The sequence below is a fragment of the Streptomyces sp. T028 genome, from assembly GCF_048159505.1.
Lineage (GTDB): Bacteria > Actinomycetota > Actinomycetes > Streptomycetales > Streptomycetaceae > Streptomyces.
This window is the reverse complement of the sequence record NZ_JBLRVZ010000040.1, coordinates 32881-45730: the sequence shown is the minus strand read 5'-3', so window position 1 is coordinate 45730 and position 12850 is coordinate 32881. Positions and strand designations below refer to the sequence as shown.

Genomic DNA, 12850 nt, shown 5'->3' with positions numbered 1-12850 from the left:
GGGACACCACCCGCCACGACTGGCGGACCCTGCGCCTGGACCGGATGCGCCTCACTCGCACGATCCCCGTGCCCCGCTTCGGGCCCCGCCCGCTGCCCGCCCGCCGACATCGCGGCCTACGTCCTCGATCGCGTCGACCGCACGCCCTGGCCCTACCCGGCCGAACTGATCGTCCAGGACGCCGCCCACCGCCTGGCCGAGTGGCTGCCTCCCAACGCCGTCGTCGAACCGATCACCGGCACCACCAGCCGTGTCACCCTCTCCGCCGACTCCCCCCGCCACCTCGCCCCGTTGCTCGGCCACCTCGAAGCCGACTTCCGCCTCGCCCACCCCGACCGCGACACCGAACTCGCCACCGAGATCCAACGAGTTCACCACCGATATGCCGCAGCCGCCGGCGTCGCCCCGGCCAGGATGCCCGCGGCCCGCCTGCCGGCCGACAGCACCCGCACCGCCCCCTGATTTCCCGCGGTGAGGCCGCCGGTGCGCAGTGCGCGTCCCGTGCCGTCGGCACGGGACGCGTCGGGGGGTGTCAGCCCGCCACGGCGGGGCTCGGGGTGGCGACCGGGACGGGGCCGGCGCTGCGTCGTCCGCCCTTCAGGAAGGCCGCCGCTGTGGCCGCGGACAGGACCAGGATGCCGACCGCCCACCAGATGGCGGTGGCGTAGCCGTGGACGTTGGCCTGGCCGAGCAGGCGAGCGTCGTTGTGGTGGGCGACCAGCCAGGTGTGGGTGGCGCTGGCGGCGATGGTGTTCAGCAGTGCGGTGCCGATGGAACCGCCGATCTGCTGGGCGGTGTTGAGCATCGCGGAGGCCACGCCCGCGTCACGGGGCTCGACGCCTTCGGTGGCGAGGTTGGTGGCGGGCAGCAGCGCGGTCCCCATGCCCAGGCCCAGCAGGAGTTGGGCGGGCAGTACCAGCGTGAGATAGGAGCTGTCCACCTTCAGCTGGGTCAGCAGCGTCATACCGACCGCGGCCACCAGGAGTCCGGAGGTGATCAACACCCGAGGTGACACCCGGGTCATCAGCAAGGTGCCGATCTGGGTGGATCCGACGATCATGCCCACGATCATCGGCAGGAACGCCAGACCGGTGAGGACCGGGCTGAACCCCTTGATCGCCTGGAGGTAGTAGGTCAGGAAAAGGAACAGGCCGAACATGCCGATTATCGACAGTCCCAGGGAGAGATAGACACCGGCACGGTTACGTTCGGTGACCACCCTCAGGGGTAGCAGCGGGGACCCGGTCCGCGACTCCACGAGGACGAATGCCGTCAGCAGGACCGCGGCGGCAACAAGCAACCCCACGGTGACGCCCGCGCCCCAGCCGTCGCTCGCGGCCCGGGTGAAGCCGTAGACCAGGCTGACCAGACCCGTGGTGGCCAGCAGCACTCCCGGGATGTCCAGCCGGTCGCGGTTGCGCGCGTCGGGGGGCTCGTGGATCACCGGCATCGCGCCGAGCGCGGCCACCACGGCGAGGGGCGCGATGATGTACTGCGACCAGCGCCAGTCGAGGTATTGGGTGACCGCTCCCCCGAGGATCAGTCCCATGCCGCCGCCCGCACCGGCGATCGCGCTGAAGACGCCGAAAGCCTTGGCACGTTCCCCGGTCCTGGTGAAGGTCACGGTCAGCAGCGACAGCGCCGCCGGGGCCACCAGCGCGCTGAACGCGCCTTGCAGGGCCCGGGCGGTCAGCAGCATGGCGGTGTTGACCGCGGCCCCGCCGAGCACCGAGGCCGCCGCGAAGCCCGACAGTCCGATGACGAACGTCCGCTTGCGGCCCGCCAGGTCGGCGATCCGTCCGCCCAGCAGTAGCAGGCCACCGAAGGCCAGCGTGAAGGCGGTGATCACCCACTGGCGGTCGTTGTCGGATATCCCCAGGTCCCGCTGGGCGGCGGGCAGCGCAACGTTCACTATGGTGCCGTCGAGCAGCACGGTCAGCTGAGCAAGGGCGATGAAGGCCAGTGCGATCCATCGCATACGGGGTGAATCATTCTTTTCTGACATGACAGGTCCTTCGATTCTTGTGGAAGGGATGAGCGATCCGAGGTGACGGGTGGCCGTCGCGTAGGCGACACGCAGTGTCAGTGACGCGCGTCGCGTTCCGTGCGGGGCTGCCCAGTTCATCGAGCGTGATGGCGGCACCGGGCAACGCCGTCTGCCGCGAGCCGCCCTGGAGCGCGTCGAGAAGCAGTTCCAGGTGCCGGTGGACGCAGCGGTCGGTACCCAAGTGGGCCGCTGGCCGAGAGGAGTCGGGAGAGCTGGGTGACGGCGACGATGATGTCCCCGACGGCGATGTCGGTGCGCAGCTCTCCGGAGCGGTGGGCAGCGTCCACAAGGGCCGGGTCGTTCGGTCGAGCCGCTCCCTGGCCTCGATGAAGCCGGGGTCGTCCTCGTCAACGCCGTCAGACAGCAGCGGGTACAGCCCACCGTTGCGCTCGTCCGCCGCCGCGTGGACGAAGCGCCGTAGTGTCTCGAAAGCGAAGGGTTCACCGGCCGGCGCCGCCTCCGCCGCTTCGGCGATGCGGCCTCAGGCCCCGGCCCAACCGTCCGGGCCCCTGCAAGCCCTACCTGAAACGCCGGTCCGCCGCAGGCTGCACGAACGGCCCCCACCTACACCGCGAACTGATCGCCGGGAAGCCTTCCGTCACCCACAGGATGATCCGCGCCCGCATCGCCACCCGGCGCGCCGCACCGGCGCGAGCGCCGCCTCGCCCCCCCCGAGCATGCGGCGGGTCACCGGCTGGAGCACCGGCCACGCCTCGACCTGGGCGAAGACGAGCGGACCGCGCTGAAGGAGGTCATGGCCCGCCGCCCCGAACCGGATTCCGCCGACGGACGCGTCCGGCGCTCCGGTGAGATCCTCACCTGCCGACTCGGCTCCACACTCCCCATCTGGATCGACGCCGTCGCCGTCAGCCAATTGCCCGGCCTCACGGGATTGGCCCTCCACCTGCTCCGAGACCTCGACGCGGTGACCGCCTACTTCACCCTGCGCTGGATCTACTGCGGTACGAAGGGATGACGGGTGGCGGATGAGGACGACGCCGATCCACACGGCGGCGGGCGCCGCCGACCGCACGGTCAGAACATGGTGTTCTCATTGCGGGAGGTCTCCGGGACCGGCTGTACGGCGTCCCAGTGCTCGACGATCTTTCCGTCACGGACGCGGAAGAACTCGATGCAGGCGAAGCCGCGGTCGTCCGGGTTCAGCTTGAGGTGGTGGTGGACCGCGACATAGTCGCCCTCGGCGATGACCCGCTTGACATCGATGGTCACCTCCGGGTTCCCGGCGAACAGCCCGGTGAACAGTTCCGTGGCAGCGGCGACGCCGTCGGCATGCTGCGGGTTGTGGTCGATGAACGACTCGACGGCGTACCGCTCGAACACGGTCGGGTCCTTCTCCACGGCGAGCTCGTGGAACAGCGCCGTCACGAGCTTCTTGTTCTCCGCGGTGTCCGCGTTCGGGTCGGGCTGGCTGGCGACCGGCTCGCTGATCGTGGTGAACAGGTCGTGGCCGCCCACGACGGTCTCCGGACCCGGCTGGATGACGTCCCAGTGCTCGACGATCCTGCCGTCCTCGACCCGGTAGATGTCGACGACCGCGCTGGGGGTGGCGCCGGGTGCCGCCGCGGACTCACTGTGCAGCAGGACCAGGTCGCCTTCGGCCAGGGCCCGGTGGGTGGTCTTCGTCCGTTCCGGGAAGGTCTTCCGGAAGAAGGTGATGAAGCCCTTGAGCCCCTCGGGGCCGTCGACACCCTGCGGGTTGTGATTGGTGTACGTGGTGCCGACGAGCTCGTCGACCACGTCGAGGTTTCCGTAACTGAACAGCTGGTCGTAGAAGTGGGTGACGATCTTCTTGTTCTCGGCGGACATGGTGGTGGCTCTCACTTTCCTTAGTTACGACTTGTGCGTAACCACATCATCAGTCACTGGCGGGCGGGACGGAAGAAGGCACTTCCATGTCAGCCACGCACATGGGAGTGCCTACACAGCCCGGCGGCGTTCGTTGCCTGCTTCAGCCGGCCGAGCTACTCGACGACGGCCCACTCGGTGTCGTATCCCAACTTGAGGCCGGTGTCCTCTCGCAGCCTGTCGTCGTCCAGCCTGAGCCGCTGTCCGAGGAGGCCGGGTTTTGCCGGCATCGGTGCCGTCGTGGACAAGGTACGGGCAGCTGAGCAAGGCGCAGACGATCGAGCGGGCGCCGGAGCCGCGGCGGACCGCGCTGCTGACGGCGGTGGTGCGGCAGCTGGAGGCGCAGGCGGTCGACGACGCCTTGGACCTGTTCGCGGTGCTGATGGCGAACCGGCTGATCAGCCCGGCCCGCCGGGCGTCGGACCAGGAGCGCCCGGCGATGCTGCCGCAGCCGGAGAAGGCGGCCCGGATCCTGGCGAAGGCGTCGAAGATCCTCGCCGACGAGCTGGACCTGGTCGCCGATCACGAGGCGGACCTGGACGTGGCAGCGCTGTGGGCGGCGGTCGAGGAGGCCGTGCCGCGTACGGCGGTGGCCGGGGCGGTCGCGACCGTCGAGGCCCTGGTGCCCGAGGACGACGGCTCGGCCGAAGCCGCGATGCGCGAGAAGCCGACCCTGCGCTACAACACCGTGCGCCCGTTCCTGGCGCTGCTGGGCGAGTCGGACGCGCTGGACGCCGCCCCGGCCGGGCGGCGCATCCTCAAGGGGTGCGCCGCCTGCCCGCGCTGTCCCGGCGAGGGCGGCCTGCATCAGGTGCTGGGCCGGCTCGGGCAGCAGCCCGCCCAGGGTTTGCGCCCCTTCCGGAACCCGGACGCTGTCGAGGAGGGCGAGGACGAGGCGTGAGGACGTGCCGTTCGGCGGTTGGGCAATGCCGTCGTCCTCGTCCTGCAGCTGGGCGGCGAGGGCGTGGGCCTCTTCGGGGTCCGGGTAGGAACGGGTCGGGACACCGGTGCTGGTGTCCGAAGTCTCGGCAGGACGTTTTCAGTCCGTCAGGTCGATGCGCGGCCGTCGGGGCCCGGAGTCCTGGTCGCGTGTTCGCTCTTGGTCTGGGCCCGCGAGGGTTCGGGCGGTGGGAGGTCGGGGTGGGCGTTGCGTCGGCGATGGCGGCGTTCGGCGGAGGAGAGCATCGTGGCGGTGAGGGTGAGGGCGGTGGCCAGGAGGAGGGGGAGGAGGAGGCCGGTGCTGATGAGGGCGCCGGCGGTTGCTGTTCCGGCGGATCCTGCGGTGATCTTCAGGGCGCCGACCCAGACGAAGATCTGTCCGCGTGCGTTGTCGGGGGCGTATTCGTTGCGGGCGGCGAGGGTGGCGGCGAAGAAGTAGGCGTTGGCGATGCCGGCGGCGGCGTAGGCGGCGAGGGCGAGCGGGAAGGAGGGGGCGAGGGTGATCAGCAGGAGGGTGGCGCCGAGGGTGGCGGCGAGGCGGGTCGTGAGCCGGTCTGCTTCGGTGCGGGAGGGGCGGATCATGACGCCTGCGGATCCGGCGAGGTTGCCCAGGCCGTAGGCGGCGGTCAGGAGTCCGGCCGCGGGGGCGCCGACGCCGAGGGAGGGGGTGCCGGCGACGGCGGTGATGGGGAGGGCGGCGACACTGAAGGCGACGGTCACGGTCAGATACAGCGTGCGGCGCAGGGGCCCGGAGGCGAGGATGCCCGTGAGGGTGCGGATGGGGCGGGGGACGTCTGCGGCTTTGCCGGGGGCCGGGGTACGGGGCAGGAAGCGGATGACGGCGGCGGCGATGAAGCAGCCGGCGGCCAGGGTGAGGGCGGCGGTGGCGGGTGAGGCCCCGGCGGCGAGGGCGGCAACGAGGGTGGGGCCGACGGTGCCGCTGATGCCGTAGGTGGCCACGTCCCAGCCCTGGGCCCGCCGCTGGCGTCGCCGGCCGTGCCCGGCGATGGCGGGCAGGCGGCTGCTGATGCCTCCTGTGAGCAGGGGCCCGAACAGGCCGGAGACGACCAGCAGGGCGGCGGTGACGGCGGGGTGGGTGTGGGGGTAGAGCAGGACGGCGGCGGCCAGGGCGGTGCCGTGGGCGAGGGAGGCTGCGGCAATGACGGTGCGGCCGTCGCGGGCGGTGTCCAGGCTGCGGGCGACGAAGGGACCGAGCAGGTGGGGGGCTGTGATGCAGGCCCCCAGGGCTCCGGCCAGCCAGCCCGAGCCGCCGCCGGCGGTGACCATCAGCACGATGGCCACGACCGCGCCTCCGTCGGAGGTGCGAGCCAGGGTCGCCGCGATGATGTAGCGGGCCAGCGGGCCCCAGCCGGGCTCGTCGACGCACTGGTCGGTGCTTGGGCGCATGGCCGCGCGTTCTCCTGCAGGAAAGGGGGGCGGAGGAATGTACGGAGCGCAGCCGGCCTCCCGCGTGTGGGAGGGCGGCTGCCGACTGTCAGGTGTGGAGTTGGAGCTGCTCGATCACCGTGGCGAGGTGGGCGCGTTCCTTGGTGCCCAGTCCGCGCAGCGGCAGCGGGAGGTTGCGGTGGGCGGTCAGGCCCAGGTGGGCCGCGGCCGCGGCGACGACGCGCAAGGAGCCTCCGTGCTGAACGAAAAGGTCCCACAGGGGCTGCAGCCGCTTCGACTCCTGTTCGGCCTGCTCGTGCCGACCTGCCTGTGCCGCGCGGGTGAGGGCGAGGGCTGCTTCGGGGAAGGTGCCGCCGATCACCGAGTACCAGACGTCGCATCCCGCGTTCAGCCCCCGGGCCGCGGCCGCGTCTCCGCTGATGCCCACGGTCACTGTCTCGGGCAGGAGTCGGCGCAGATGCTCGACACGAGCCCGGGCCTGCTCGGGATCGGCGGGGAGGGCGGGAATCTTGATGGAGGCGACCTGCGGCAGCCGGGCCAGGCGGGTGTACAGCTCGTCGGTGAACGTGAAGTGCGTGGTGCCGGGGTTGTCGTAGATCACCAGCGGGACCGACAGGCTCGCGGTGACCTCCTCGAACAGGCCGAAGACGTCCTCGTCGGTCAGCGGCTGGTAGGACACCGGCGCCAGCAGGACGGCGGAGGCCCCGGCGTTCTGCGCGTCCTCGGCGGCCTGGAGGACCTGGCGGGTGCGCAGGGCCCCGATGCCGACGATGACCGGCACGCCGTCGGCGTGCTCGACGGCGAGCCGGGCGACGTGCGCGCGTTCCTCACGGGTCAGGTACGCGTAGGAGCCGGTGGAGCCCAGCGCGCCGATGGAGTCGACGCCGGCGGCAGCGAGCCGCTGGACCAGCGCGGCGTACGCCTTCTCGTCGACGTTGCCGTTGCCGGGGACGGGAGTGAGCGGGAAGGCGCTCAGACCGGTGAACAAGAAAGGCCTCCAGAGGGGGTGCGGGGTGGACCTTCAGCGGCGGCGAACCGTGGCGCTGCCGGCATGCCGCTGTGCGGACAGGCGGTGGTCATACGGTGGTGTCGGGGTGCGCCGGGCTGAGGTAGTGCACGGTGCTCGTGTCGCAGTGCGGCTGCAGAAGGGTCTGCAGGTCGCCGGCCGCGATCTTGAGCAGGTCCTCGTCGCGGGTGGCGGCGACGGTCTCCAGGACGAAGGCGACGCGGGTGGAGTCCTCGGTGACGCGGGTGCGGTGTGCGTCGCGGTGGTTCCAGTGCCGGGTGAGCACGTCGGTGGTGTCCGTGTAGATGACCTCGCCGGGCTTGGGGATCTCGACGGTGTCGGTCTCGCCGAGCGGGGTGAAGCTCTCGCTGCCGTCGGCGTAGCGGATCTCGACGTCGCCAGTGACCTGGGCGAGGTCGAAGGCGCCGGCGGGCAGGCCGTGGCAGACGGAAACGGCGTTGTAGGAGTCGACGGCCGGGTTGATTCGGGGCAGAGTGCCCTTCTTGGCCAGGCGGCGGCCCAGGGCGTCGACGCTGGGCCGGATGCGGCGAGGGTTGGTACCAAAGGCGCGGTAGACGGCATGCCACGCCTCAATGCGCGGGTGGTTCTCGTCGGCCGGGGCCCAGGAGCCGTCGGCGAGCCGAGCCTCCAGTTCCTCCAGCGCGGCGGTAGTGGCCGGCCACGGTTCGCGGCCGCGCAGACCGGTGGCGGTGACGACGGCAATGAGGGTGTCGGGGAAGGCGGCAGCGACGTCGGGAGTGATGCGGAAGAGGGTCATCGGAGGTCCGTTCCGGGGTGGGGGGATCTTGAGGGGGGGGGAGGGGCTAGCGGGGGCGGATGCGGTCCGCAGGCCGCCAGGGTGGGGACGGCCCGCCCGGTCCGAGGCCAGGTGCCGGGTGCGGGCGGGCGTGATCGGCTCGTTGATCGGTGGACTCGTGGTCGCCCTCCGCGGTCTTCGCGCGGGCCTCGATGATGTCGAGGCGCAGCCAGTGAAGCCCGGGACCCGGCCGTCTGCAGGGCAGGCCATCAGCCTCGGCCGGTCGGCGCTTGGGCGCGGTAGCGGCGTCGGGATCGTCGGTGATCGTGGCCCGGCAGGTGAACTGGGCGGCCGCGAAGTGACGGGTGCTCCCGCACAAGGCGTGCGGGCCGTCGCGCTCGGCGAGCCTGCGCCGCACAGGGAGGGCGGGGACGGTGAACGTGACGTCCGGGGCCGCCTCGACCGCTTCCCAGACGGGGTTGTGCCGGGTGAAGTGGAGCAGCAGGGTGTCGCCGTCGCGGATGAATTGATCGGGTACGGCGAGAGGTGCCTGCCCTGGAAGACCGTTGACGCTGAGGATGCCGAAGTCGTGGCCGTCATCGATCCAGGTCTGCCACTCGGCCGTGTCCAGGACGGTGTCCCAGGGCTGGACGACCATGCTCGGGTCCTTCCAAAGGGCGGCGGAATGGTCAGGTGAGGGCGAGGAGGCTGACGGCGACGGCGGCGGTGCCCAGGCCGATCAGCTGGCCGCGGTGGATGCGCTCGGCCAGGACACCGCGGGCGAGCAGGACAGTGCCGGCCGGGTACAGGGCGGTGATCACGGCGACGACGGCGAGGTCGCCGCTGCGGGCGGCGAACAGGAACAGCAGGTTGGCCGCCGAGTCCAGTACGCCGGCCGTGGCCGAGATCGCGTACGCGGGCTTCTCCGGGCCCAGCCGCCGGAACATCACTCCGGCCGCGGCCAGGGTGACGGCGGAGGACACAGCACGGCCGACGATCAGCGGGCCCACCCCGCTGTCGGAAGGCGCCTGGTGCAGGAAGACCAGCTGCAGAGCGATGGCCGCCCCGGCGCCGAAGGCCAGCAGCAGCGCGGTGCGCGACGGCCGCGCCGACTTCGCGCCGTGCCCGGCGCTTACCAGCACCACCGCCGCCAGCGCCAGCGGCAGGCCGATCAGCCCGGCCAAGCCCAGGTGCTCGCCCTGCAGCAGGCCGACGCCCACCGGCAGCATCGCCGAGACCAACGCGGTGATCGGCGACAGCACGTTCATCGGGCCGATCGCCAGAGTCCTGTAGAGCAGAGCAAACGCGGCGGCCGACGCGACGCCGGAGGCCGCGCCCCAGGCGAGGGTGGCAGGGGCGAAGGAGGCGCCGAGGAAGGGCCACAGCAGCAGCTCGATGGCGAGCGAGGCCGGCGCGGCGATCATCACGGTCCGCAGGACATGGGCTTTGCGGGCGCCCAGGCCGCCGAGAAAGTCGGCGCACCCATAGGCCAGGGAACTACCCAGGGCCAGCAGGAGAGCGATCACGGTACGTACATCCCTTACTATCAATGGAACGACTAAACCGTACAACGCACCGACCGTGATCTCAACCGACCGACTGTATGGTGCAGCACATCGACCTAATGCTGGAGAGACGAAACCGATGACCGAGACCGAGACGGCACTGCGGACGCTCGCGCACAACGTCCGTACGGCACGCACCCGCGCAGGACTGTCCCTGGACGAACTCGGCCGCCGCGCCAAGGTCAGCAAGGGCGCCCTGGTCGGACTGGAGAAGGCCCAGGGCAACCCCAACTTCGCCACCCTGGTCCGCCTCGCCGACACCCTCGGCATCTCCGTCTCCGCGCTTATGGAAGGCAGCCCCGAGCAGCGCGTACGGGTGGTGAGCGCCGACGCCGTCATGCCCCTGTGGAAGGGCGAGCGAGGCGGCGAGGCCCGGCTGATGCTGACCACCGGCGGCCCGGCGGCCACCGAGGTCTGGCGCTGGACCCTGGAACCTGGCGAGGAGTACCCCAGCCACCCCCACCAGACCGGTGTGACCGAGACTGTCAGCGTCACCGTCGGCGAGATGATCCTCGTCGTCGATGGCACCGAATACCCCGTCGCCGCCGGACAGACCGCCACCTTCGACGCCGACACCACCCACACCTACCGCGGCACGGGCACCGAGACCTGCCACCTGATCATGACCGTCCACCTGCCCCCGGGCCCGGCGTAGTGCCCCAAGGGCTCCGGCACGGCCGGACCGCCTGCCCGTCGGTAAAGGACCGTTTGACGACAGGCAGCTGACACGTCCAATGAACCGGGGAAATCCAGGGGTTCGCGGCGGCCCAGATCCAATCGGGGATCCATGGAACGAGATGGACACCGCGGCTAGAACACGGTGTTGTCGTTCTTCGATGTCGCCGGGACGGGCGCCGTGACGTCCCAGTGCTCGACGACCCGGCCGTCCCGGACCCGGAAGATGTCGACGACGGCTGACCCGAGGTCGTCCGGGGTCAGTTGAAGGTGATGATGGAAGGCGACGTAGTCGCCCTCGGCGATGACTCGCTTGACACTGATGCTGAGCTCCGGGCTCGCCGCGAAGCCGCACGCGAACTGGTCCTTGGCCGCGGCCGTGCCGTTGGGTGCCTGCGGAGTGTGCTGGTAGTACGGGTCGGCGGCGTACCGGTCGAACGCGGTGAGGTCCCGGTCGGCGGTCACGTCCTGGAACAGGGCCCAGGCGATCTGCTTGCTCGCGGCGGTGGACACGCCTGGGTCCGGCGACTGCCTGCGCGGCGCGCTCAGCGTGCCGAACATGTCGTTGCCGCTGGCTGTCCGGGCCGGAACCTGCTGCATCACCTCCCAGTGCTCGACGATCTTGTCGTCCCGGACCCGGAAGACGCTGACGATGGCGTGGCTCGGGGTACCGGGCTCCAGCACGGCGTTGGTGTGCAGCAGGACCAGGTCGTCCTCGGCGATGGCCCGCTCGATGGTGAGGTGCATCTTGGGATGTATGGCCCGGATGCCGGTCACGACGTTCCGTAGTGCCGCGGGGCCGTCCGTCGACTTCGGGTTGTGATCGGTGTACTCGGTCCCGACGAACTCGTCGATGACGGCGAGGTTGCCGTGACGGAACAACTCTTCATAGAAGTGAACAACAAGTTCTTTGTTTCGGGCGGTCATGACGGCGCCTCCGTTTCGATCCGACTGCCGGACAACACCTCTGGTGGAAAGTGGTGTTGTGGTTCGCCGAGCACTCAAGGACCGGGTTGCCTCTCGTAAGCAGAAACATCATCAGTTATCGGAGGCAAAGGGCGTAAGAAGGCACTTCCGTGTCAGTGACGCACACCGGTGTGCGTGCGGGCCTCCGTCCGGATTGACTTGACGGTTCAAGTGAAATCGGCTTCAGTGTCACTTGACGGTTCAAGCAAATGGATGTGGGTGAGATCGTGGGTGAAGCGGAGTCCCGGTGGCTGGATGCCGAGGAACAGGCGACCTGGCTGGCGCTGACCGGCGTACTGGTCGGGCTGCCGGCCGCGCTCGACGCCCAGCTTCAACGCGACGCCGGGATCAGCCACTTCGAGTACCAGGTGCTCGCCGGGCTCTCCATGACCCCGGACCGGACGCTGCGGATGAGCAGCCTCGCCGAATTCGCCGCAGGCTCCCTCTCCCGGCTGTCCCACACGGTCAAGCGGCTGGAGAAGCAGGGCTGGGTTCGGCGCATGCCCGACCCGGACGACGGGCGCTGCACCCTCGCCGTTCTCACCGACGCCGGCTGGGAGAAGGTCCTGGCCACCGCCCCCGGCCATGTCGCCGAGGTGCGCCGTCTGGTGTTCGACCCGTTGACCAGGACCCAGCAACGGCAACTGCGCGAGACGGGCCGCCGTATCCACCACACCATCGACCCCGACGCCCCCTGGCCGGGCGGCGGTTGACCACCAAGAGAGGCCCTCATGTCTTCTGTCCTCGCCCCCGCGACACCCGGCGGCGCCTACGACGCCTTCCTGCCCGGGGCACTGTCCCGCGCCCGCACCCAGCGGGAGTGGACGCCGGCGGACGGCCCGCTGCCCGCCCTCTACCTCAGCCACGGCGCGCCCCCGACCTTCGACGACGGCCCCTGGCTGCGCCAGCTCTTCGACTGGGCGCAGTCCCTGCCCAAGCCGAAGGCGATCCTGATCATCTCCGCTCACTGGGAGGACGCCCCGCTCGCCCTGTCCAGCGCCGCTGCGGGCACCCCACTGGTCTACGACTTCAGCGGCTTCCACCCGCGCTACTACCAGATGCGCTACGACACCCCCGACGCCACGGCACTCGCCCGGCGCATCGCCGCCACCATGCCCGACGGCGAACCCCTCTACCAGCACCCCTCCCGGGGCCTCGACCACGGCGCCTGGGTCCCGCTGATGGCCATGTACCCGCTGGCCGACATCCCGGTCCTGCAGATGTCCATGCCGAGCCAGGACCCCTCGCGCCTGATGGCGCTCGGCCGGCGCCTCGCATCCCTGCGTGAGGAGGGCATCCTCGTCATCGGCTCCGGATTCATGACGCACGGCCTGCCCTTCCTCACCCGGGAGATGTTCACCGAGGGAGTCGTGCCCGCCTGGTCCTCCGACTTCGACGCCTGGGCGGCCGACGCGCTGGCCCGCGGTGACGTCGACGAACTCGCCGCCTACGCCACCCGGGCGCCCGGCATGCCGTACGCCCATCCCACCCCGGATCACTTCCTGCCGATCTTCATCACCCTGGGCAGCGCCACCGACCCGGAAGCACCCGCACTCACAGCCATCGACGGCTTCACGATGGGCTGCGCCAAACGCTCCTTCACGCTGAACTGACGGGGGCTC

General features: G+C 70.6%; 12 protein-coding genes and 1 pseudogene. 5 read left to right on the top strand and 8 right to left on the bottom strand.

What is annotated here, in order from left to right:
- Window positions 1-532 precede the first annotated feature (532 nt).
- A complete protein-coding gene (locus tag ACLZN2_RS34775; protein ID WP_416983434.1) occupies window positions 533-1978 on the bottom strand; it encodes an MFS transporter in 1446 nt (481 codons plus the stop codon).
- Window positions 1979-2801: 823 nt separating this feature from the next.
- On the opposite strand from ACLZN2_RS34775, the gene ACLZN2_RS34770 reads away from it, so the two are divergent.
- Window positions 2802-3023, top strand: a complete 222-nt coding sequence (locus ACLZN2_RS34770) for a hypothetical protein (protein ID WP_416983432.1) — start codon at window positions 2802-2804, stop codon at window positions 3021-3023.
- 59 nt (window positions 3024-3082) lie between these two features.
- Here the strand turns inward: ACLZN2_RS34770 and ACLZN2_RS34765 are convergent, their stop codons facing one another.
- The gene (locus ACLZN2_RS34765) at window positions 3083-3889 is read right to left on the bottom strand and encodes a nuclear transport factor 2 family protein (RefSeq protein ID WP_416983431.1); all 807 of its coding nucleotides are present in this window, start codon (window positions 3887-3889) and stop codon (window positions 3083-3085) included.
- 271 nt (window positions 3890-4160) lie between these two features.
- On the opposite strand from ACLZN2_RS34765, the pseudogene ACLZN2_RS34760 reads away from it, so the two are divergent.
- Window positions 4161-4708 (top strand): annotated as a pseudogene (locus ACLZN2_RS34760) (Tn3 family transposase); the annotation flags it as partial.
- Window positions 4709-4960: 252 nt separating this feature from the next.
- Here ACLZN2_RS34760 and ACLZN2_RS34755 read toward each other — a convergent pair.
- The 5 genes from ACLZN2_RS34755 to ACLZN2_RS34735 all read right to left on the bottom strand — a co-directional run bounded on the left by ACLZN2_RS34755 (window position 4961) and on the right by ACLZN2_RS34735 (window position 9548).
- Window positions 4961-6259: an MFS transporter gene (locus ACLZN2_RS34755; RefSeq protein ID WP_416983429.1), complete on the bottom strand. Its 1299-nt coding sequence runs from the start codon at window positions 6257-6259 to the stop codon at window positions 4961-4963.
- Between the two features lie 88 nt (window positions 6260-6347).
- Window positions 6348-7247: a dihydrodipicolinate synthase family protein gene (locus tag ACLZN2_RS34750; RefSeq protein ID WP_416983428.1), complete on the bottom strand. Its 900-nt coding sequence runs from the start codon at window positions 7245-7247 to the stop codon at window positions 6348-6350.
- Between the two features lie 88 nt (window positions 7248-7335).
- Window positions 7336-8043 (bottom strand): B3/4 domain-containing protein, encoded by a 708-nt coding sequence (locus ACLZN2_RS34745; RefSeq protein ID WP_416983427.1) that lies wholly within the window; start codon window positions 8041-8043, stop codon window positions 7336-7338.
- A gap of 46 nt (window positions 8044-8089) precedes the next feature.
- A complete protein-coding gene (locus ACLZN2_RS34740; RefSeq protein ID WP_416983426.1) occupies window positions 8090-8680 on the bottom strand; it encodes an FMN-binding negative transcriptional regulator in 591 nt (196 codons plus the stop codon).
- A gap of 31 nt (window positions 8681-8711) precedes the next feature.
- Window positions 8712-9548 carry an EamA family transporter gene (locus ACLZN2_RS34735; protein ID WP_416983425.1) on the bottom strand — a complete coding sequence of 279 codons (837 nt, stop codon included), beginning with the start codon at window positions 9546-9548 and terminating at the stop codon, window positions 8712-8714.
- A 118-nt stretch (window positions 9549-9666) separates the two neighbouring features.
- Here ACLZN2_RS34735 and ACLZN2_RS34730 point away from each other — a divergent pair, with 118 nt between their 5' ends.
- A complete protein-coding gene (locus tag ACLZN2_RS34730; RefSeq protein WP_416983424.1) occupies window positions 9667-10242 on the top strand; it encodes a helix-turn-helix domain-containing protein in 576 nt (191 codons plus the stop codon).
- Between the two features lie 155 nt (window positions 10243-10397).
- On the opposite strand, the gene ACLZN2_RS34725 is transcribed toward ACLZN2_RS34730, so the two are convergent.
- On the bottom strand, window positions 10398-11189 hold the full coding sequence (locus ACLZN2_RS34725; protein ID WP_416983423.1) for an ester cyclase: 792 nt from the start codon (window positions 11187-11189) through the stop codon (window positions 10398-10400).
- Between the two features lie 266 nt (window positions 11190-11455).
- Here ACLZN2_RS34725 and ACLZN2_RS34720 point away from each other — a divergent pair, with 266 nt between their 5' ends.
- Both ACLZN2_RS34720 and ACLZN2_RS34715 read left to right on the top strand, forming a co-directional pair.
- Entirely contained in the window at window positions 11456-11941 is a 486-nt protein-coding gene (locus ACLZN2_RS34720) for a MarR family winged helix-turn-helix transcriptional regulator (RefSeq protein ID WP_416983422.1), read from the top strand.
- Between the two features lie 18 nt (window positions 11942-11959).
- Complete coding sequence (locus tag ACLZN2_RS34715; protein ID WP_416983421.1) at window positions 11960-12841, top strand: dioxygenase; 882 nt, start codon at window positions 11960-11962, stop codon at window positions 12839-12841.
- Window positions 12842-12850 lie beyond the last annotated feature (9 nt).

Coding starts and splice junctions, on each gene's coding strand:
- ACLZN2_RS34730 (WP_416983424.1), top strand. CDS start 9,667: ATGACCGAGACCGAGACGGCACTGCGGACGCTCGCGCACAACGTCCGT.
- ACLZN2_RS34725 (WP_416983423.1), bottom strand. CDS start 11,189: ATGACCGCCCGAAACAAAGAACTTGTTGTTCACTTCTATGAAGAGTTG.
- ACLZN2_RS34775 (WP_416983434.1), bottom strand. CDS start 1,978: ATGCGATGGATCGCACTGGCCTTCATCGCCCTTGCTCAGCTGACCGTG.
- ACLZN2_RS34740 (WP_416983426.1), bottom strand. CDS start 8,680: ATGGTCGTCCAGCCCTGGGACACCGTCCTGGACACGGCCGAGTGGCAG.
- ACLZN2_RS34745 (WP_416983427.1), bottom strand. CDS start 8,043: ATGACCCTCTTCCGCATCACTCCCGACGTCGCTGCCGCCTTCCCCGAC.
- ACLZN2_RS34755 (WP_416983429.1), bottom strand. CDS start 6,259: ATGCGCCCAAGCACCGACCAGTGCGTCGACGAGCCCGGCTGGGGCCCG.
- ACLZN2_RS34770 (WP_416983432.1), top strand. CDS start 2,802: ATGGCCCGCCGCCCCGAACCGGATTCCGCCGACGGACGCGTCCGGCGC.
- ACLZN2_RS34715 (WP_416983421.1), top strand. CDS start 11,960: ATGTCTTCTGTCCTCGCCCCCGCGACACCCGGCGGCGCCTACGACGCC.